Source organism: Microbacterium sp. 10L49 (assembly GCF_056395125.1).
This window is the reverse complement of sequence record NZ_JBFTIW010000004.1, coordinates 290,547-310,245: the sequence shown is the minus strand read 5'-3', so window position 1 is coordinate 310,245 and position 19,699 is coordinate 290,547. Positions and strand designations below refer to the sequence as shown.

Genomic DNA, 19,699 nt, shown 5'->3' with positions numbered 1-19,699 from the left:
TTGCGGTCAGGCCGCCTGCGCCAGCTCCGCGGTCGCGGTGACCTGCAGCACGTCGCCCGTCGCGTCCACGACCACACGGCCGCCGTCACCCAGCTCGCCCGAGACGAACAGGTCCGCGATGCGGTCGTCCACCTCGCGCTGGATCAGGCGGCGCAGCGGCCGCGCACCGTACTCGGGCTCGTAGCCGTGCTCGCCGAGCCAGGCCACGGCCGCGTCGGTGACGTCCAGCGTCACGTCGCGGCCGGCAAGGCGGCGAGACGTCGCCTGCAGCAGGAGCCGCACGATGCGACCCAGCTCCTCCCGGCTGAGCTTCTGGAACAGCACGATCTCGTCGATGCGGTTCAGGAACTCCGGCCGCATGGCCTCGCGGAGCTTGCCCATCACCCGGGCGCGCAGATCCTCCTGCGAGGCGAATCCGTTCGCGGATCCGTCCTGCGAGGCCACGAACCCGAGCGCACCGGAGCGCGACGCGAGGAACTCGGATCCGATGTTCGAGGTCATCACGATCACCGTGTTGCGGAAGTCGACCGTGCGCCCCTGACCGTCGGTCAGGCGACCGTCGTCGAGCACCTGCAGCAGCAGGTTGAACACGTCGGGGTGCGCCTTCTCGATCTCGTCGAACAGCACGATCGCGTAGGGGTTGCGCCGCACGCGCTCGGTGAGCTGCCCCGCCTCGTCGTAGCCGACGTATCCCGGAGGGGCGCCGACGAGCCGCGACACCGTGTGCCGCTCGCCGAACTCGCTCATATCGAAGCGGATCACGGCGGTCTCGTCGTCGAACAGACGGTCGGCGAGCGCCTTGGCCAACTCGGTCTTGCCGACACCGGTGGGGCCGAGGAACAGGAAGGATCCGACCGGCCGACGCGCGTCGCCCATGCCGGTACGGCTGCGGCGCACGGCCCGTGCCACGGCGGCGACCGCGTCGTCCTGCCCGATCACGCGAGCGTGCAGGTCGGCCTCGAGGCCCGCCAGACGCTCCCGCTCGCTCTCGGAGACCCGGCTGACCGGGATCCCTGTGGCGCGCGCGATCACCGCGGCGATCTCGGCCTCGCCGACGACAGCGGGCTCGGCGTCGACAAGGCGCGCGGTGCTGCCGGCGTCGTCGATCCGCGCCTGGACCGCGGCGATCTCGTCGCGGATCCGCGAGGCCTCCTCGTAGTGCTCGGCGCCGACCGCGGCGTTCTTGCGCGCTTCGAGGTCAGCCAGCTCGGCGAACAGCGCCGCCACATCGGTCACGACGCCCAGGCGGAGGCGCAAACGGGCGCCGGCCTGGTCGATGAGGTCGATCGCCTTGTCCGGCAGCACCCGGTCGGGCAGGTACCGCGCGCTCAGCTCGACGGCGGCGCGGATCGCGTCGTCCGTGTAGGCGACGGCGTGGTGCTGCTCGTACGCGGGCTTGAGCCCTTCGAGGATGCGCACGGCGTCCTCGATCGAGGGCTCGGCCACCTTGACCGGCTGGAACCGGCGTTCGAGGGCCGGATCCTTCTCGATCCGGCGGTACTCGGCGAGCGTGGTCGCGCCGACCAGGTGCAGGTCCCCCCGCGCGAGGCGCGGCTTCAGGATGTTGCCGGCGTCCATGCCGCCGCCTTCTCCGGATCCGCCCGCACCGACGACGGTGTGCACCTCGTCGATGAAGACGATGATCTCGCCCTTGTGCGCGGCGATCTCGTCCATGGTCTGGGTGAGACGCTCCTCGAAGTCGCCGCGGTAGCGGGTGCCGGCGAGCATCGCGGGCAGGTCGAGCGCCACGACGCGACGGTCCTTGAGCTGCGCGGGCACGGCGCCGTCGACGATCGCGCGCGCAAGGCCCTCGACGATCGCGGTCTTGCCGACGCCCGCCTCGCCGATCAGCACCGGGTTGTTCTTGGTGCGCCGGCTGAGGATCTCGATCGTCTGCTCGATCTCCGAGGCCCGGCCGATCACCGGATCGAGCTCGCCGGAGCGGGCACGGGCCGTGAGGTCGAGACCGAACCGGTCGAGCATCGGGGTCTCGGACGCCGACTGGGTGTTCTCTGCCTCTGGCGCGGCGCCCGCGGTCACGGGCTCGCGCAGGCTCTGGGTGAGCGCTTCGGCGGTGACGCCGGCACGCGCGAGGATCTGGCCCGCGGGGGCGTCCTGTCCGAGCACGAGCGCGAAGAAGACGTGCTCCGGCTCGATGTAGGTCGCACCCGATGAGCGCGCCACCTGGTAGGCGTGGAACAGCGCGCGGCTGGCGCTCGGGGTGATGGTCGCGGCGTCGATGTCAGAGGCGTCGCCAGGGGCGGGCAGGCGGGTGCCGACGGCGTCGACGATGGCCTGCGGGGTCACCCCGATGTTGCGGATCGCCTGGTCGACGGCGTCGTCCTCGACGATGGTGCGCAGGACGTGCAGGGCGTCGAGCTCGGTCTGGCCGCGCTCGAGCGCGAAGCGGCCGGCGCGCTGCAGGATGCGCTGGGTGCGCACGGTCAGGAACCGGCTGAGGTCGATGGACCGGGTCTGCCGGGCCTGCTCACCGGCCAGGTAGCGGGCGAGGAACTCGTCGAACGAGCCCGAACCCGCGTCGGTGAAATCGTTGGGCATTTCGCTTCCTCTCAAACTTGAGCGTTGTGCTGTCAAGTTCAACGCGACTCCTTCCTTCATATTCCCGTCCGTTGCATCCGGACCTCGACGGCCTCCGCCGCTCGCCTAGAATCCAGGGATGGCCTCGCTCCTGTATGTCGGCGTGCGCCCTGAGCTGGATGCGGCGACGGCGGAGCGCGCGTCGTTCCGTGTCGCCCTCGGCGTCGATGCTGACGCACTGGACCGCATCGACCTCACCACCACCGCCCTGCCCGAGGACGTCTTCGACCGCTACGCCGGCTTCGTGATCGGCGGCTCTCCGTTCAACGTCACCGACGTTCGCAAGTCCGAGACCCAGCGGCGGGTCGAATCGGACCTGGAGCGCATCGCGGAGCGCGCGATCGACGGCGCCACCACCGCGTTCTTCACCTGCTTCGGAATCGGCGTGATCACGCGCCTCCTCGGCGGAGAAGTCGGCATGGACAACCCCGAGGAGGCGACCGCGGCCGAGATCCGCACCACGGCCGACGCCGTCGCGGATCCGCTGTTCGGTCCTGCCGGGCCTGTGTTCCACGCCTTCACCGCGCACAAGGAGAGCGCTGTCGCCGTGCCATCGGGCGCGGTGCTGCTCGCCGGCAACGACACCTGCCCCGTGCAGGCGTACCGCGTGGGTGCGGACCTGTACGCCACGCAGTTCCATCCCGAGCCGTCGCCGCGCGACTTCGCCGATCGGATGGTCTTCTACCGCACCACCGGCTACTTCGATCCGGACGCCTTCCACACCGTGCAGGAGGCCGTGCTCGAATCCGTCGTCACCGAGCCGGCGCGCATCCTGCACCGCTTCGGCGAGCGCGCACTGGCCCGCTGACCCGCCGCCGCTTTCTGACCTCTGACCGCGAGACTGCAACTGGGCGACGAGACTGCACCAAATCAGCGCAGTCTCGTCGCGGAGATGGAGTCTCGCGGTCTAAAGGGAGGCGGAACGGAGGAGGGCGATGCGGTCGTCGAGGTAGGCGGAGAGCGGCATGAGGGAACCGGCCGCGGACCACCGCACCGACGGCACGCCGTCCACCAGCGCGAGCGGGCCGGAGGATCCCCCGGCCGCCACGGCGTCCAGGTCGATCGGCGTCCAGCCCACGTGCACGGTCTCGCCGTCGTCGAAGCCACCGCGGGAGGCCTCCGCCCGGCGCTCCGCCCTGGCTCGTGCCGACTCGGCCGCATAGCCCCGACGCACCGGGGCTGCGGCGCGCAGCACCTCGGCCGTGGCGTACAAGGCATCACCGGCGATGAGCAGCACGCCGACGTGCCAGGCGGATCCGACCCGCACGATGCGCGGTGCCCGCCACCGCCCGGTCTTCTCGCGCCCGAGCGCCTCCTGCGGCACGCCGGAGAGAGCGGTGCGCGCGTCATCCAGGAGCGCGCCGAGCGGGGCGTCCGGTTCGGAGGAGATCACGCGCTCAAGGCTATGCCCGCGCGGCGACCACCGTCCGGCGTCGCACACCTCCGCGCATGTGATCGATATCATGCACGTGTGCCGGGACGACCGCCCGCGCCCACCCACGATCGGACCCCATGACGACCGCAGCGACGCCGGATCCCCGCCGCATCCCGGGAATGGCCGACGTCGCGCGCCTGGCCGGGGTCTCGGCGCAGACCGTGTCCCGCACGCTGAGCGGCAACCCGAGCGTGCAGCCCGAGACCAGAGCGAAGGTGCTCGCGGCGGTCGAGCAGCTCGGCTACCGCCGCAACAACGCCGCCCGCGCACTGTCGTCCGGGCGGAGCAGGGCGATCGGCGTCGTATCGCTGCGCACGGGCTTCTACTCGCGCACAGCGGTGGCGGTCGGCATCGAGACCACCGCGTCCGAGGCCGGCTATATCGTGAACTCCGTCACGACGCCCTCCCTCGATGCGGGCGAGATCGAGCGCGCCATGTCGCGTCTCGCCGACCAGGGCGTCGAGGGCATCGTGCTCGCGGTGCCGCTGATCTCGACCACGCGCGCGATCGACGAGCTGACGCGCACGCTGCCGACGATCACGATCGACGGTTCGCGCACGGCGTCGACCCAGGTGGTGGCCGTCGACCAGCGCGAGGTGGGACGGATCGCGACCCGCCACCTGCTGGATCTCGGCCACGAGACTGTCTGGCACGTCGCGGGTCCGCAGCAGTGGCTGGATGCCTCGAGCCGCACCCAGGGCTGGCGTGAGGCGCTCGCCGATGCCGGCCGGGAGGCACCGCCCGAGATCGACGGGGACTGGTCCCCGGAGTCGGGCCATCGCGCGGGCCGGATCCTCGCACGCATCCCCGAGGCCACCGCGGTGTTCGTGTCGAGCGACGAAATGGCGTTCGGCCTCGCCCGCGCCTTCGCCGAGCTGGGCCGGTCGATCCCTGACGACGTGTCGATCGTGGGTGTCGACGACATCCCGCTCGCCGAGTTCTGCTCCCCCGCGCTCACCACGGTCGCGCAGCCGTTCGGCGAGGTCGGCCGCATCGCCGTGGAGCACCTGCTGCACGCGATCTCACACCCGGGCGCGGTACCGCCGGTGGAGTCGATCACGCCTCGCCTCGTCGTGCGCAGCTCGACCCAGGCTCCTCGTCACTGACCGCGCACCGCGGCCGCGTCCGCACCCTGCGCGCAGCCGACACGGCGCACGCGGTGATGTTTGCGCTATCTCGTTACGACCAAGCTGCGGCGCAATTCTCAGAATATCCTTGATGTTAGCGATAACTTGCAGGTACCGTGGCCGATGTTCTCCCCGCCTCGACGACGCAGCAAGGAAGACCGATGCCCCCACAGATCCTGTCCCTCCCCCGAACCTCGCGAGGCCTCCTCGCCGGTGCGGCCGCGCTCGCGATCGCCGCGACGACGCTGAGCCTCGGCGCCGTCTCCTCGGCGCACGCCGACACCTCCCCGCCCGCCGGCGCCGCGATCCCCGACGCGGGCTACACCCTGCTCGACGTCGATTCCGAGTCCGCGCCGTACCCCGCGCCGCCCTCTCTGGACGGCACCGCGAAGGGCGCATTCGACGGCGACTACTCGACCCAGTGGGCGTCGAACTACAACGGCGGCACACCCGATCCGATGCCGCACTACCTCACGTTCGACATCGGCGCGGAGCACCCCCTCACCGGCCTCGGGTACTCGGTGAAGGTGCAGGGCAACGGTCCCGCGAAGGACGTCCAGGTGCTCACCACGAACGACCCGGCGGTCGCGAAGGACGGCAGGAACAGCGGCTGGACACCCGCCGGAACGGCAACGTTCTCGCAGCCGACCAGCAACACGCAGATCCAGTACGTCGCCTTCGCCCACCCGGTGTCGGCGCGCTACGTCGAGTTCAAGGTCCTCGACGCCGTGAACGGGTCGAACAACGCCTCGGCCTCCGAGATCGTCGTCTACACGACCGACCCGATCGTCACGCCGACCCCGACGCCGACTCCCACCCCCACGCCCAAGCCCACCGCCGCGACGGTCACCACCGACTCGGTCGACGACAGCACGTGGCAGTACCCCGACGACACGCCGGCCAGCCCGTTCATCGATGCCGACGGCACGTTCCATTTCGGTGAGTCTCACGCGAACTACTACAACGAGCCCGACGGCAGCAACGGCGACATCCGCCAGTGGAACTGGTACACGGGCACGAACTTCGACACAGCGAAGCCGAACGGCGCGCTCAACGCCGCGGGCACCAACCCGGACACCACGGACTTCTGCAACGCCAGCCCGACCGGGGTGGAGTCGACCAAGGCGCCGGCCGGATCCAGTTACACGCAGCCGAACTACTGCGACATCACCCAGATGTGGGTCGACCCCGACTCGGGCGACTGGTACGGCCTCGTGCACAACGAGTTCACCCCCAAGCCCTTCGGCGACGGACTGCACTACGACGCGATCGACTACGCCGTCTCGACCGACCAGGGCAAGACCTGGACCATCCCCGGTCACGCGATCACCTCGCCGTACAGCACGACCCGCGGCGACACCGCGGCGTTCCCGCAGCAGACCTACTACTACGGCGACGGCGATCCCCGCCTCTACGTCGACCACGCCTCCGGGTACTTCTACGCGTTCTACGGTTCCCGCGTCGTGAACAAGACCGGCGGGTGGGTGGCCTTCTACGAGCACGTCGCCCGTGCCCCGATCTCCGGCAAGATGGCCACCGGCACCTGGCAGAAGTGGTACGACGGCGCCTGGACCGAGCCCGGCATCTCCGGCAAGGAGAGCAACATGGTCCCGGTCGCCGACGACACCGAGACCGGCTACACGCCGGTCGACGAGGAGTACGACCCGAACACGCCCGGCACCGCGCAGCAGCAGATCAAGAAGGGGCAGATGCCCCCGACCTCGCCGCTGTTCGTGATGGATATCACCTACGACGCCTACCTCGGGCTGTACATCGGACAGCCGCAGAACCCCGACCAGTCGGGCAACGCACCGCAGGAGTTCTACGCCACGAAGAATCTGGCGACGCAGAAGTGGTTCCGCCTCGGCGACACCGGATCCGCGTACACCACGGCCTCCTGGTACCGATGGTTCGTGGATCCTGCCAACAAGACGAGCTCGGCGATCGTGGGCAAGTCCTTCCGGTCGTACTGCTCGTTCGGGTGCATGGGCGATGCCTACGCACAGCTCGCCAACGTCACGATCGACGCCGGCTCCTCGGTCTCGCCTGCGTCTGCGGTCGACACGACGAAGGCGTACACGATCGCCAACGCGGACGGGCGCAAGCTCTCCGCGTCCGGCAACGGAAAGAAGGTGACGACGGCCGGATCCGTGAACCGCAAGAACGGCGCCTGGACCTTCACGGCGACCGGCGACGGCGCGTACACGATCGCGACGCAGGCAGGCTCGCTCCTGGGCGTCGATGCCTCCTCGACCGTCGGTCGCGCATGGGGCGCCGGGCTGACGCTCACCGACAAGGCGGCGGCCGGCATCGGGCAGCAGTGGTTCGTCGTGCCGAACACCGATCCGACCAGCGGGGAGGCGACCGGATCCGTCCGGCTCGTGAACCGCTACTCGGGGCTCGTGCTGGGCATCGACACCTCCGCCGCGGCGACGACCCCGGGCCGCACCTGGGACAAGCCGGCGTCGCACGGTGCCTCGAGCACCGCGCAGGCGGGGCTGTTCACCCGGCCCGGCGACCAGACGCTGAGCCTCGCGGAGTTCACCGGCGGCGGGAACTGATCAGCGAGGTGCTCTGACGAAGGATCCTCGACGGAGGGGGCCCGGGCCATGCGCTCGGGCCCCCTCTGCGTCTGCGGATCCGCCCCGGCACTCGGCACGCGAAGGGCGGGCACGATTCGCCTCGCGCCCCGGGGCGCGGCAGAATCGACGCACACCCGCTTGCAAGGAGACGACGCCATGGCGCAGCCCGATACCGCACGACTGCTCATCGCGTGCGACGACCAGCCCGGAATCGTCGCCGCCGTCGCCGGAGTGCTCGCCGCGCATGAGGCGAACATCATCTCCCTGGATCAGCACTCGACAGACGCGGCCGGCGGACGCTTCTTCCAGCGCACCGTGATCCACCGCGACGGGCTCGCCGCCGCACGCCCGGCGCTCGAGGCGGACCTGGCTGCGGTCGCCGAGCGCTTCGGCATGGAGTGGTCGCTGCACGACGCCTCCAAGCGCAAGCGCGTCGCGATCTTCGTGTCCAAGTACGACCACTGCCTCATGGAGCTGCTCTGGCGCACGCAGCGCGGCCAGCTCGACATCGACGTCACCATGGTCGTCTCCAACCATCCGGATCTGGCCGAATCGGTGCGCTCGTTCGGCGTGCCGTTCGTGCACATCCCGTCCGGTTCGGGTGCCGAGGGCAAGGCCGAGATGGAGCGGCGCCAGCTCGAGCTGCTGCAGGGCAACGTGGATCTGGTCGTGCTCGCGCGCTACATGCAGATCCTCACCGACGACTTCATCGGGAGCCTCGGCGCCCCGGTGATCAACATCCACCACTCGTTCCTGCCGGCGTTCATCGGGGCGAACCCCTATGCCCGCGCCAAGGACCGCGGCGTCAAGCTGATCGGCGCCACCGCGCACTATGCCACGGCCGACCTCGACGAGGGGCCGATCATCGAGCAGGACGTCACCCGCGTGACCCACGCCGATTCGGCCGCCGAGCTGCAGGCCCGCGGCGCCGATGTGGAGCGCCTGGTGCTCGCGCGCGCCGTGCAGTGGCACGCCGACGACCGCGTCATCGTGCACGGCCGCTCGACCGTCATCCTCTGAGGCCGGACGCCTCGTTCAGACGCTCGGCACCCCTGCAGCCAGTTCGGCGAACGCCTCCGCGGCGGTCTCGTAACGGGCCAGCGACGCCGACTGCCCCATCCACAGCGACTGCAGCTCTCCTTTGTTCTGCTGCCCGGCAGCGGTGCGGAAGCGGCCGGTGATCCAGTTCTGCGCCGGGAACGGGGCGATCGATCCGGCGGCCTCGATCTCGGCGACCACCCTGTTGCGTGCGCCACGGGCGAGCCGGCCGCTCATCGCGCGGGTGAGCATGGTGCCCTCCGCGGGCGTCGCCCGGATCGCCGCCCGATGCGCCTCGTTCGCGGCCGACTCCGCCGTGCCGAGGAAGGCGGTGCCGACCTGCACGCCCTGTGCGCCGAGCGCGAAGGCGGCGGCGACACCGCGCCGATCCGAGATCCCGCCGGCGGCGATCACGGGCACGTCGACCGCGTCGACGACCTGCGGCAGCAGCGAGAACAGCCCGACCAGCGATTCCTCGGCCGGCCGCAGGAACGACACCCGGTGTCCCCCGGCCTCGGCGCCCGTGGCGACGATCGCGTCCACCCCGACCTCGGCGAGGGCGCGCGCCTCGGCGACCGTGGTCGCGGTGCCGACGACGCGGATCCCGCGGCCGTGCGCGTCGTCGACGAGCGACGCCGAGGGCACGCCGAACACGACGCTGAGCACGGCGGGGGCCGTCTCGAGGATCGCGCCGAGCTGCTCGTCGAGCGAGGGCAGATACGCCTCGGGACGGGCCGGAACCTCGACGCCGACCTCGGCGAAGAACGGAGCGAGCGCCGCCGCATAGTCGTCGTGCTCGGCACCGGGCTCGACCTCGTTGCCCCGGGGCAGCCAGATGTTCACCGCGAACGGCCGGCGGGTGGCCGCCCTGATCCCCGCGATGGTCGTGCGGATCCGCTCGCTGTCGTAGCCGTACAGCCCGTACGCTCCGAGGCCTCCCGCGGCGCTGACCGCCGCGACGAGCGGGATCGAGCTGAGCCCGCCGAACGGCCCGAGCAGGATGGGCGTGCGGATGCCGAGGACGTCGGTCAGGGAGGTCATGCTCCCGAGGCTACGCCTGGCCGTGGGCGCCTCGGCGAGTGTGACGGCACGGCGGCTTCCCCTCCGCTCACTGGTCGCGAAGTGCGGTCATCCGGCCGCCAGAACCGCATTCTGCGACCAGCGAGCAGACCGGCGGCGATCGTCGCCCACGGTCGGTTCAGTCCGGCACCACCGAGATGGATCCGGTCAGCGGCGACGGCGGCTCCTCGTCGGGTCCGGCGCCGCGACGACGCCGCGCACCCGCCGTGACCCCGATGCTCGCGACCACGACCAGCGCGATCGCGGCGAGCCGCAGCGGCGACGCCTGCTGGCCGAGCACGAGCAGCCCGGCGATCGTCGCGAAGACCGGCTCCAGGCTGAGCAGGATCCCGAACACCCGCTGCGGCAGCCGGCGCAGGGCCGCCAGCTCGAGGATGTACGGGATGACCGACGCCAGCAGCGCGGTGAGCGCGGCGAGGCCCAGCACCCGCGGATCGCCGACCGCGGTGACGGCAGCCGGCACGCCGAACGGCAGCAGCAGTACGGCGGCCACGGCGAGCGCGACCGCCAGCCCCTCGGTCCCTGTGGTGAGCGCGCCGACGCGGGTGCTCATCCGGATGTACATGATCCAGAACCCCGCCGCGACCAGGGCGAACAGCACGCCCCAGGGGTCCAGCGCCTCCGCGCCGGTGAGCCCGTCGACCCCGAGCAGCGCCATGCCGACCAGGGCGATCCCCACCCAGATCGCGTCGGCCAGGCGGCGCGTGAGAAGGGCGGCCAGCACGAGCGGGCCGAGGAACTCGATCGCGACCGCGGGCCCGAGCGGGATGCGGTCGATCGCGGCGTAGTAGGTGCCGTTCATGGCGGCGATCGAGACGCCGAACAGGACTGCGGCAGTCCATTGCGCGCGGTTCCACCGGCCCAGGCGCGGGCGCGCGATGATCCACACCACGACCGCGGCGATGAGCACGCGCAGGCCGGTGACACCCCAGGATCCGAGGGCGGGGAAGATGGTCGTGGCGACAGCCGCGCCGAACGGCAGGGAGAGGCAGGATCCGACGACCAGCAGCACGCCGAGCGCAGGCTGCTGCCGCGGTTCCGGGGAGTTCACCTCTCAAGCCTGGCACGGTCCGGGCCCGCACCACGCCGCCGCACCCGCCGCACCCGCCGAGTCGCCCGTGACGCCGCCCGCGATCGCCCGCCCGCAACCGGGAGCGGCGCAGCGAGCCGGCTCTCAGCGCGGAGTGAGCCCGACCCGCAGCGGAGCCCCCGGCGCAGCGGCCTGCACCAGGGCGGTGTCCACCGCGGCAAGCGGATGCACGACCCCCACGGCGTCGGCGAACGGGTGCGCGCGCCCGCGGCCCGCCATGAACGCAGCCGCGGCATGCAGCTCGGCACCGGTGTAGTTGTGCACCCCCGCCACCGTCACGAGCCCACGGACGATGCGCTCGGCGTCGAGCGGCACCGGGTCCGCGGGGAAGACGCTGCCCAGCAGCACCACGGCGCCGCCCACATCGACGGCGTCCAGCGCCGCCCCCACGGCGTGCCCCGAAGCCTCGATCACCAGATCGAACCCTTCCTCCGTGACATCGTCCGGGGCGAGCGCAGCGAGCGCGAACCGCTCGGCGAACGCGCGCCGAGCCGGATCCGGATCCGCGATCTGCACGCGGCCGCCCAGCTCCGCGGCGATCACCGCCGCGGTCAGCCCGACCAGGCCCGCACCGAGCACCAGCACCCGCTCGCACGCGAGCACCTCCGCGTCCTCCCCCGCGGTGGGGGACGGATCCGGCAGCCGGCGTCCGCGCAGCGCAACCCCGCGCGCGACGCCCGCCCAGGCGGTCGCCGTGGCGCACGAGACCGGTGCGAGCGCGGCGGCCGGCAGCGCCTCCGGCACGCGCACGATCCCGGTGCCCGCGCGCAGGTGCACGTGCCCGGCGAAGCCGCCGGTGAGCTCCCACCGCGGTTCGATGCGTGCGTGCCCGTACTTCGCGAGATGGCGGCACTTCTGCGTGACCCCCGCGAGGCAGCGGTCGCAGTGCCCGCACGAGACGGTCACCGACCAGACCACGCGATCGCCGACGTGCAGTTCCCCGCCGTCGACCGCGCGTGCGCCCTCGTCACCGATCGCGATGATGCGGCCGACGCTCTCGTGCCCGAGCACGAGGGGCGTCGGCGCATGGCGGCGGCCCTGCACGGTGTGGATGTCGGATCCGCAGATCGTCGACATCTCCACCGCCACGAGCACGTCGTGCGGTGCCAGGGCGACGCCGGGCACGGCCAGCGCCTCATGCGGGAGGCCGACGCCGAGCCAGGCCATCGCGACGGCGGCAGGGCGCAGCGGTACGTCGTGCCGATGCACCTCGTCGGCGGGGCGGACCAGCGCCGCACGCATGTCAGCCGGCCGCGATCGGCGCGAGAGCCGGGACGAGCCCGCGCTCGGTGAGCGCCGCGAGCAGCGTGGTCACGTCGGGTAGCACCACATCCGGGTCGGCGCTCTCCAGCGCCACGGCGTCGTGCGCGCCGCTCAGCACGCCGGCCACGAAGCCGGCGCCGGCACGCCGACCCGACTGCACGTCGCTGACGGTGTCGCCGGCGACCGCGACGGCCTGCACCGAGGAGACGCCCGCGCGCAGCAGCGCGGTGAGCACCAGGTCGGGCGCGGGGCGACCGCGGCCCGCGTCGACCGGGCTCAGCACGCCGTCGACGAGGTCGTGCCAGGCCAGCGCATCCAGGAGCGCATCGCGGGTGACCGGGGCGAACCCGGTCGTCAGCCAGACCTTCAGGCCGGCGGCGCGCAGCGCGCGGATGGCGTCGGCCGCACCGGGAATCGCGGTCGCGCCCTGCTCGGTCACGATCTCGGCGTAGGCGGCCTCGAACTGGGCCGTGGCGCGCTCGGCGGACTCCACGTCACCGTCGGCGAGGTGCGTGAACACGTCGATCTTGGACTGCCCCATGGTGTCGCGCACGTACTGCAGCGCCTCGTCCCAGCCGATCCGCGCGGCCACCCCGGTGCGCTCGGCAGCGCGCTGGAACGCCTGCTCCACGACGCCGTCATCGAGCACGGTGGTCCCTGCCATGTCGAGCACGACCAGTTCGATCGGGGTGTGCGGGTTCATGCGTTCTCCTCCTGTGCGATGCCGCCGACGATGGCGGTCGTTCCTGCGCCGCCGACGATGGCGGGGGTCTGGGTGCCGCCGAGGGCGGACGTGCCGACATTCGCGGATCCGGATCCGCCCCAGCCGAAGACGCGGGCGGTCTCGATCTCGGCGAGGCCGAGCCCGGTGGTCATGCCGATGCCGGTGGTCGCGGCGAGCGCGAGCACGCGCGGTGCGACCTCCTCGATGAGGAACTCCTCGGCCGCGGCGGCGTACACCCCCTGCCAGCGTTCGAGCACGCGCATGCCGCCGACGTCCAAGAGCTCGCGCGCCTCCGCGAGGAACGCGTCGAACGCGGCCTCGGGCTGGAACGGATCCGGCTGCACGGCTTTGTGGTGCGAGTCGCCGAGCAGCAGCGTCCCGTCGGGCAGCTGGGTGTACATCTGGTTCAGATCGAGCGCGGCCAGCTCCGGGCGCTCGGCGTGCAGACGCTCGCGCAGCCCCGCCGCCGAACCCAGACCGGCGAAGCGGCGGTACCGCACGAGCGACCAGCCGGTGAGCAGAGGCGCCTGCAGCGGCGACGGCAGATCGGCCGAGACGCGCATCATGTCCAGCGCGCAGCGGACCACACCCGCGCGCTCGGCGAGAGCAGGCAGCAGCTGGTCGACGTCGTGGTTCACGGCCACGACCACGTCGGCCGCCGCGATGTCGCCGCGGGTCGTGCGCACGAGCCCTGTCTGCACCGCGGTGACCGCGGTACGGAAGCGGAACTCGACGCCGAGAGCGGCCAGGTGCCGCACGATCGCACCGGCGGCCTCACGCGGGTTCACCTGCAGATCGCCGGGCACGAGCGCACCACCGCGCACGACCTCCGGGCGCACGGGGGCGAGCGCGGTCACCTCGGCGGGCGAGAGCACGCGGATCCCCGCGGCCTCGTCATCCTCCGCCCGGGCGGCCTCCTCCAGCAGCGCCAGCTCGTCCTGCGCACGCGCGACGACCAGCGTGCCGCTCTCCCGCGCCCAGAAGCCGGCGTCGGCCGCGAGGCGCAACCAGATGCTGCGCGACGCCTCACCGTAGACGCGGGCGGGTCCGTCCTGCGCGCCGATGCAGAGGTGGCCGAAGTTGCGGATCGTGGCACCCACCGGCCGGTCGGTGCGGTCCACGACCACGACGCGCAACCCGCGACGCACCGCGGCATACGCCGCGCCGAGGCCCACGATGCCGGATCCGACGATCGCGACGTCGAACCGATCGTCCGGCGTGACGGTCATGGCCTTCACGTCCCTCATCGGAAGACCCGCCGCATCCACATCGCGAGGCCCTCGACCACGAGCACCGTGGCGAGGATCATCAGCACGATCGCCGTGACGACCTCGTAGCGCGAGCCCTGCCCGGCGTTCAGCAGGTAGTAGCCCACCCCGCCGCCGCCGACGATGCCGAGGATCGTCGCCGCGCGGATGTTCGTGTCGAGCATGTAGAAGCTGTGCCCGATGAGCGCGCGCGTGCCCTGCGGCACGGTCGCGGCGGCGTAGGTCTGCATCCGGGTCGCGCCGACCGCGCGGAGCGCGCGCTCGGGGCCGCGGTCGACCTCCTCGAACGAGTCGGCGACGAGCTTGCCGAGCAGGCCGATGCCACCGATCGCCAGCGCCACGATGCCCGCGGTCGGCCCGAGGCCGGTGACCACGATCAGCACGATCGCCAGGATGAGCTCGGGGATGCCGCGGATGCCGACGAGCAGGAACCGGGCGATGCCGCGCACGGTGCCGTTCGGAGCGACGTTGCGGGCGGCGAAGGAGCCGAGCAGCAGGGAGGGCAGCAGCGTCAGCACGGTGGCGGCGAGCGCGATCGCGATCGTGTCGCGCATGGCGCCGAGCATCACGGCCGTGTCGTAGTTGCCGAAGTCGGGCGGCCAGAACTTCGCTGCGGTCTCCGGGATCTTCGCCCACACCGTGATCAGGTCGCCCCACTGGATCTGGCACACGATCAGGCTGCCGATCACGATCGCGACGGCGACCCAGCCGGCGATGGCGTTGCGGCGGCGCTCGCGGGTCCAGGGGCGGCGCACGGCGGTCGCCGGTGACGCTGCCCAGGCGGGCTTGGCCGCAGTCGCGGTGGCCGCCCCGCTCCCGGCCTCCGCGCGGAGGCGCGGGTGCAGGATCCGGTCGATCCACGAACGCGTCTGCGCCGTCTCGCCGAGCATCGCGCCGCGCACGGCGCTAGAGACGATCTCCATGACGACGCAGAGCACGAAGATCACGAGCGCGATGCCCAGTCCGCGGCCGTAGTTGAGCGCCTTGAACGCGTACGACATCTCCAGGCCCAGGCCCGCGACGCCGACGTAACCGAGCACGACGCTGCCGCGCAGGTTGATGTCATTGCGGTGCAGCACGGTCGCGACCCAGCTGGGCAGCACCTGCGGCAGCACGCCCGCCGTGAACTGCTGCAGTTTCGTGCCTCCGGCGGCGCGGATCGCGAGGCGAGGGCCCTCGTCGATCTGCTCGATCGCGTCGGCGAACATCTTGGAGATCATCCCGATCGAGTGGATCCCGATCGCGAGGATGCCGGGCAGCGTGCCGAGCGAGAACATGAGCACGAAGGCCATCGCCAGCACCACGTCGGGGATCGAGCGCGTGAGCACGCCGATGAACCGGGCGATGCCGCGCCAGACGGGGCCGGGAGTGGTGTTCGAGGCGGCGAGATAGGCGATCGGCACCGAGAGCGCCGCGGCGACGAGCGTGCCGACCAGCACCAGGCCCACCGTGAGAGCGATCAGCCAGAGCAGGTCGAGCGGTGCGGGGAACGTCAGGGCCCCCACACGGGTCATGAAGCGCTGCGCATTCCCCCAGCTCGACAAGACGCCGGCGAGGGAGAAGCCGCTCTGCACCAGCGAGGCGATGCCGAGCCCGACCAGCACGATGAGTGTGAGCGCCGCCGCGATGCGCTCCGGCGACACCGGGCGCTTCGGCGCGCGCGCCAGCAGGCCGCCGACATAGCCCTCGCGACGAGGGGCTGCGACTGCGGTCACGAGCGCGCTCCGGAAGGCGCAGCGGGCGTCGCAATCCCCTGCTCGATGAGCTCGGTGGTCACCGCGGTGAGGTCGGCCGTGGTGGTGGCGACGCGGCCGTAGATCTCCATCACCTCGGCCTTGCTGAGACCGTTGGTCGAGGTGTTCAGCACGACTTCGCCATGACGGAGGCCCACGATGCGGTCGGCCCAGCTGATCGCGAGGTCGACTTGATGAAGGCTGCACACCACGGTGAGGCCCTGGTCGGCGGCGATCTCGCGGATGAGCGCCATGACCTGGTCGCTGGACTCGGGATCGAGCGAGGCGACCGGCTCGTCGGCGAGCAGGATCTCGGGACGCTGCATGAGTGCGCGGGCGATGGCCACACGCTGCTGCTGGCCGCCGGAGAGGGTGTCGCTGCGCTGGTAGGCCCGATCGAGCAGGCCCACGCGCTCGAGGTGGCCGAGGGCGCGCAGCTTCGCATCCTTCGAATAACCCCAGAGGCCGAGACGCGGGCCGCGCACGGACGAGAGCGAGCCGGTCAGCACGTTCTCCAGCACCGTCAGCGAGGGCACCAGCTCGAACTGCTGGAAGATGAAGCCCACCCGGCTGCGCAGGCTCCGCAGCGCCTTGCCCTTGAGCGCGGGCACGGGCACGGAGGATCCGAGCACCTCGACGGTGCCGGACGTCGGAGTCTCCAGGCCGTCGAGGTGCCGCAGCAGCGTCGACTTGCCGGATCCGGAGAGCCCGAGGAGCACGACGATCTCGCCGCGCGCGACCTCGAGGTCCGCACCCTTGAGGGCGGTGGTGGCGCCGAACTGCTTCGTGACGCCGGCGAGGTGGATGACCGGCTCGGACGAGGCGGGGGTGCTCATGATGTTGCGCTCCTGGTTCGGGGTAGGCAGGAGGGCCGCCGGACGATGCCGGCGGCCCGGGAAGGGATCCTCAGATCACTTCTTGCACTGGTCGGCCTTCGTCTTCTCGCAGATGTCGCGGATGATGTCGTAGTACTTGTCGTCGACCGGCTTGGTGGCGTAGAAGGTCGCCTTGAACGCGTCGCTGTCCGCGCCCTTGATCCCGGCCTTCACGATGTCGTCGATCGTGATCTCCTTGAGGGCGGTCACGACCTTGTCGGCGGTCTCCTTCGGCAGGGCCGAGTTGTAGACCAGCGGGGCGCCGGGGACCATCGTCTTGTCGACGACGGTGACCTTGTCGCTCTTGGCGACCTCGGAGTCTTCGGCGAAGCCCGCCTCGCACTCGGTGCCCTCGCCGACCTTCTGCACGCTGACGTCGTGCTTTCCGGCGAAGACCGGGGAGACGCCCGTCTTCGGGTCGATGCCGTCCTTGAGCAGGTTGTAGCTCGGGAACAGGTAGCCCGAGGTCGAGGACGGATCGACGAAGCAGACCTTCTTGCCCTTGAAGTCCTTGATCGAGGTGATCGAGGATCCCTTCGGCACGATCGCCTCGGAGTAGTAGCCCGGCTCCTGGCCCTGCTTGGTGACGATCGAGGAGATCGGGGTCAGCTTGGCGCCCGCGTTGGTGGCGGTGATGTAGGTGAAGCCGGAGAAGGACGCGACGTCGACTTTGCCGGCGACGGCGGCCTCGATGAGCGCGGCGTAGTCGGTCGACTCGTGGTACTCGACCTTCTTGCCGGTCTCCTTGGCGATGTAGTCCATGAGCGGCTGGTAGTTGGTCTGCGTGTCGACCGAGTCGGGCACGACACCGAAGACGAGGGTGTTCGCGTCGACGGCGTAGCCGCCGTTCGCGGCGGCGGGCGCATCGGTGCCCGTGGCGGCGCCGGCGGTGCCGGAACACGCGGCAAGACCGAGAGCGAGCACGGCGGCGCCGGCCGCGACGGTGAGAGCGCGAAGCTTCATGAGGACCTTTCGGGTTCAGGTGCGGAGGGAATCCTCGAAGACTCTCTCAAGGCCGCGGCCGAGATGTATACCTACCTCGGCACTGTTCGCCGACTGTTCACCCGCGATTCGCTTGAGTGAACTCCACAGGAACAGGGGCGCGCCCGGCCGGCGCGACGAAGTAGTATGCCTACGTGCCTGAAGTTGTCTACACCCAGATCGCCGACGATCTGCGCGCCCGGATCGCGTCCGGTGCGCTGCGCCCCGGCGATGCCGTGCCGACCGAGGCCGAGCTCGCCGAGCGCTGGAGCACGTCGCGCGGCCCGATCCGCAACGCTCTCGCCGCTCTCCGCGCGGAGGGGCTCATCGAAACCGCCCGAGGAAGGCCCGCGCGCGTCGTGGAGCGCAAGGCGACGCAGGCCGTCGACGTGTCCGTGCCGTTCACGCGCTGGGCCCGCGATCTGGGCGCCCGGCCCGGAGCCCGCACCCAGGAGCTGAGTCTGCGGAGGGCGGGAACCGAGAAGGGCCAGGCCCTCGGCGTGGACCCCGGCGACACGATCGTGAGCGTCGTGCGGCTCCGTTTCCTCGACGACCGCCCCACGATGCTCGAGCGACTGTTCTACACCGAGGAGGTCGGCCGCCTGCTTTTCAGCGTCGACACCGATGCGATCTCGATCACGGAGTTCCTGGGTTCGCAGGGCCACCCGATCGTGGGCCTCCAGCACGAGATCGACGCCGTCGCCGCCGACGAACAGGACGCGGCGCTGCTCGAGGTGCCGCAGGGCACTCCGATCCTGCGCCTCAGCCGCACCTCGCGCGATGCGGAAGGCCGCATCTTCGAGGCCAGCGAGGACCGTTACCTCTCCAGCATCGTACGGTTCACGGTCTCCGGATCCGGCATCTCCCCCGACGGCCAGTATCTCCGCGCGGTGGGTGGCTGAGCGCGTCGCCGACGGTCGAGACCGCGCGGCCTCACACGGCGAGCAGCGCGATCCCGACGACGACGACGGCCGAGGCGCCGACCCGCCAACCCGGGCGTCCTTCGCGCAGCACGAACGCGCCGAACAGGCTCACCAGCACCACGCTCACCTCGCGCAGCGGTGCGACGAGGGCGACAGGGGCGATCCTGATCGCGTGGAGCACGAGGATGTAGGACAGCGGCGAGAGGATCCCGAAGGCCAGGATCCGGCGCCACTCCCTGCGCCCGAAGGCGGCGAGCGCCGCCCAGCGCCCGCGCACCGCCACCGTGTAGAACGGGATCTGCACGAGGGTGGTGCCGACCATGAAGGCCACCGGGTTCAGCGCCAGAGAGCGCACGACGAAGGCGTCCCAGATCGTGTAGACCGCGATCGCGACTCCGGTGAGCAGGCCGAACAGCAGCCCGGGATCGATCCGGCGGCGAGCCAAACGCACGCCCGAGTTGCCGAAGTCGGCCGATCCCGCCCGATCCACGAAGCCGATCGCGACGATCCCTGCGATGACCACGGCGACGCCGACCAGCGCGATCGGCGCGGGCCGCTCGCCGAACAGCACCATCGCGATGATGACCGACAGGAACGGCCCCGTCCCGCGCGCCGTGGCATAGACCGTCGAGAGGTTGCCGACGCGGTAGCCGTGCTGCAGCACGACCATGTAGGCCACGTGCAGCACGCTCGACACGAGTACGCCCCGCACGAACCCGCCGAGATCCCCCGTGCCGATGCCGCCGGTGAGCGGCACGGCGCCGAGCCAGACGAGGGTGCTGGAGACCGCGCCCCACCACAGGAACGGGTAGCCGGCGCGGCTCACGCCGTGGGCGAGCACGTTCCAGCTCGCGTGCGCGACAGCCGCGGAGAAGACGAGGACGAATGCGAGAAGAGACATGGGGGAACCTTCGGTCCGGCGCGGGCGCGACGGACGTGGTTCCTCCAGGCTTTTGTCCGTTCAGATGACGCCAGGCCCACG

General features: G+C 71.4%; 16 protein-coding genes. 5 read left to right on the top strand and 11 right to left on the bottom strand.

All coding sequences use genetic code 11. The features are described from left to right. Window positions 1–6: 6 nt before the first annotated feature. Window positions 7–2,559, bottom strand: a complete 2,553-nt coding sequence (locus tag AC1DCT_RS14520) for an ATP-dependent Clp protease ATP-binding subunit (RefSeq protein ID WP_477430023.1) — start codon at window positions 2,557–2,559, stop codon at window positions 7–9. A gap of 118 nt (window positions 2,560–2,677) precedes the next feature. Here AC1DCT_RS14520 and AC1DCT_RS14515 point away from each other — a divergent pair, with 118 nt between their 5' ends. After that, window positions 2,678–3,406, top strand: coding sequence for a glutamine amidotransferase-related protein (locus tag AC1DCT_RS14515; protein WP_441975683.1), 729 nt, complete (start codon window positions 2,678–2,680; stop codon window positions 3,404–3,406). Window positions 3,407–3,505: 99 nt separating this feature from the next. On the opposite strand, the gene AC1DCT_RS14510 is transcribed toward AC1DCT_RS14515, so the two are convergent. Beyond that, window positions 3,506–3,991 (bottom strand): glutaminase, encoded by a 486-nt coding sequence (locus AC1DCT_RS14510; protein ID WP_477430021.1) that lies wholly within the window; start codon window positions 3,989–3,991, stop codon window positions 3,506–3,508. Between the two features lie 119 nt (window positions 3,992–4,110). On the opposite strand from AC1DCT_RS14510, the gene AC1DCT_RS14505 reads away from it, so the two are divergent. From AC1DCT_RS14505 to purU, 3 genes are all read left to right on the top strand, one after another. Continuing rightward, complete coding sequence (locus AC1DCT_RS14505; protein WP_440734920.1) at window positions 4,111–5,139, top strand: LacI family DNA-binding transcriptional regulator; 1,029 nt, start codon at window positions 4,111–4,113, stop codon at window positions 5,137–5,139. Window positions 5,140–5,321: 182 nt separating this feature from the next. Next, on the top strand, window positions 5,322–7,721 hold the full coding sequence (locus tag AC1DCT_RS14500) for a discoidin domain-containing protein (protein WP_477430019.1): 2,400 nt from the start codon (window positions 5,322–5,324) through the stop codon (window positions 7,719–7,721). A 177-nt stretch (window positions 7,722–7,898) separates the two neighbouring features. Beyond that, complete coding sequence (purU, locus tag AC1DCT_RS14495; protein ID WP_440734918.1) at window positions 7,899–8,762, top strand: formyltetrahydrofolate deformylase; 864 nt, start codon at window positions 7,899–7,901, stop codon at window positions 8,760–8,762. 15 nt (window positions 8,763–8,777) lie between these two features. Here purU and AC1DCT_RS14490 read toward each other — a convergent pair whose 3' ends face one another. The 8 genes from AC1DCT_RS14490 to AC1DCT_RS14455 form a co-directional block, all read right to left on the bottom strand. Beyond that, entirely contained in the window at window positions 8,778–9,821 is a 1,044-nt protein-coding gene (locus AC1DCT_RS14490; RefSeq protein ID WP_477430017.1) for an NAD(P)H-dependent flavin oxidoreductase, read from the bottom strand. A 157-nt stretch (window positions 9,822–9,978) separates the two neighbouring features. Next, window positions 9,979–10,911, bottom strand: coding sequence for an EamA family transporter (locus tag AC1DCT_RS14485; protein WP_477430015.1), 933 nt, complete (start codon window positions 10,909–10,911; stop codon window positions 9,979–9,981). A 123-nt stretch (window positions 10,912–11,034) separates the two neighbouring features. Beyond that, window positions 11,035–12,192, bottom strand: coding sequence for an alcohol dehydrogenase catalytic domain-containing protein (locus AC1DCT_RS14480; protein ID WP_477430013.1), 1,158 nt, complete (start codon window positions 12,190–12,192; stop codon window positions 11,035–11,037). A gap of 1 nt (window position 12,193) precedes the next feature. Beyond that, window positions 12,194–12,916 (bottom strand): HAD-IA family hydrolase, encoded by a 723-nt coding sequence (locus tag AC1DCT_RS14475; RefSeq protein WP_477430011.1) that lies wholly within the window; start codon window positions 12,914–12,916, stop codon window positions 12,194–12,196. Beyond that, entirely contained in the window at window positions 12,913–14,184 is a 1,272-nt protein-coding gene (locus AC1DCT_RS14470; RefSeq protein ID WP_441975676.1) for a TIGR03364 family FAD-dependent oxidoreductase, read from the bottom strand. Before AC1DCT_RS14470 ends, AC1DCT_RS14475 begins: the two co-directional genes overlap by 4 nt. Then, complete coding sequence (gene phnE, locus AC1DCT_RS14465; protein WP_477430009.1) at window positions 14,181–15,920, bottom strand: phosphonate ABC transporter, permease protein PhnE; 1,740 nt, start codon at window positions 15,918–15,920, stop codon at window positions 14,181–14,183. The genes AC1DCT_RS14470 and phnE overlap by 4 nt, the downstream gene beginning before the upstream one ends. After that, a complete protein-coding gene (gene phnC, locus AC1DCT_RS14460) occupies window positions 15,917–16,774 on the bottom strand; it encodes a phosphonate ABC transporter ATP-binding protein (RefSeq protein WP_477430007.1) in 858 nt (285 codons plus the stop codon). The genes phnE and phnC overlap by 4 nt, the downstream gene beginning before the upstream one ends. A gap of 75 nt (window positions 16,775–16,849) precedes the next feature. After that, complete coding sequence (locus AC1DCT_RS14455) at window positions 16,850–17,776, bottom strand: phosphate/phosphite/phosphonate ABC transporter substrate-binding protein (protein ID WP_477230387.1); 927 nt, start codon at window positions 17,774–17,776, stop codon at window positions 16,850–16,852. 173 nt (window positions 17,777–17,949) lie between these two features. On the opposite strand from AC1DCT_RS14455, the gene AC1DCT_RS14450 reads away from it, so the two are divergent. After that, on the top strand, window positions 17,950–18,696 hold the full coding sequence (locus AC1DCT_RS14450; RefSeq protein WP_441975672.1) for a GntR family transcriptional regulator: 747 nt from the start codon (window positions 17,950–17,952) through the stop codon (window positions 18,694–18,696). A 31-nt stretch (window positions 18,697–18,727) separates the two neighbouring features. Here the strand turns inward: AC1DCT_RS14450 and AC1DCT_RS14445 are convergent, their stop codons facing one another. Beyond that, window positions 18,728–19,618 carry an EamA family transporter gene (locus tag AC1DCT_RS14445; RefSeq protein ID WP_477430005.1) on the bottom strand — a complete coding sequence of 297 codons (891 nt, stop codon included), beginning with the start codon at window positions 19,616–19,618 and terminating at the stop codon, window positions 18,728–18,730. Between the last annotated feature and the right edge of the window lie 81 nt (window positions 19,619–19,699).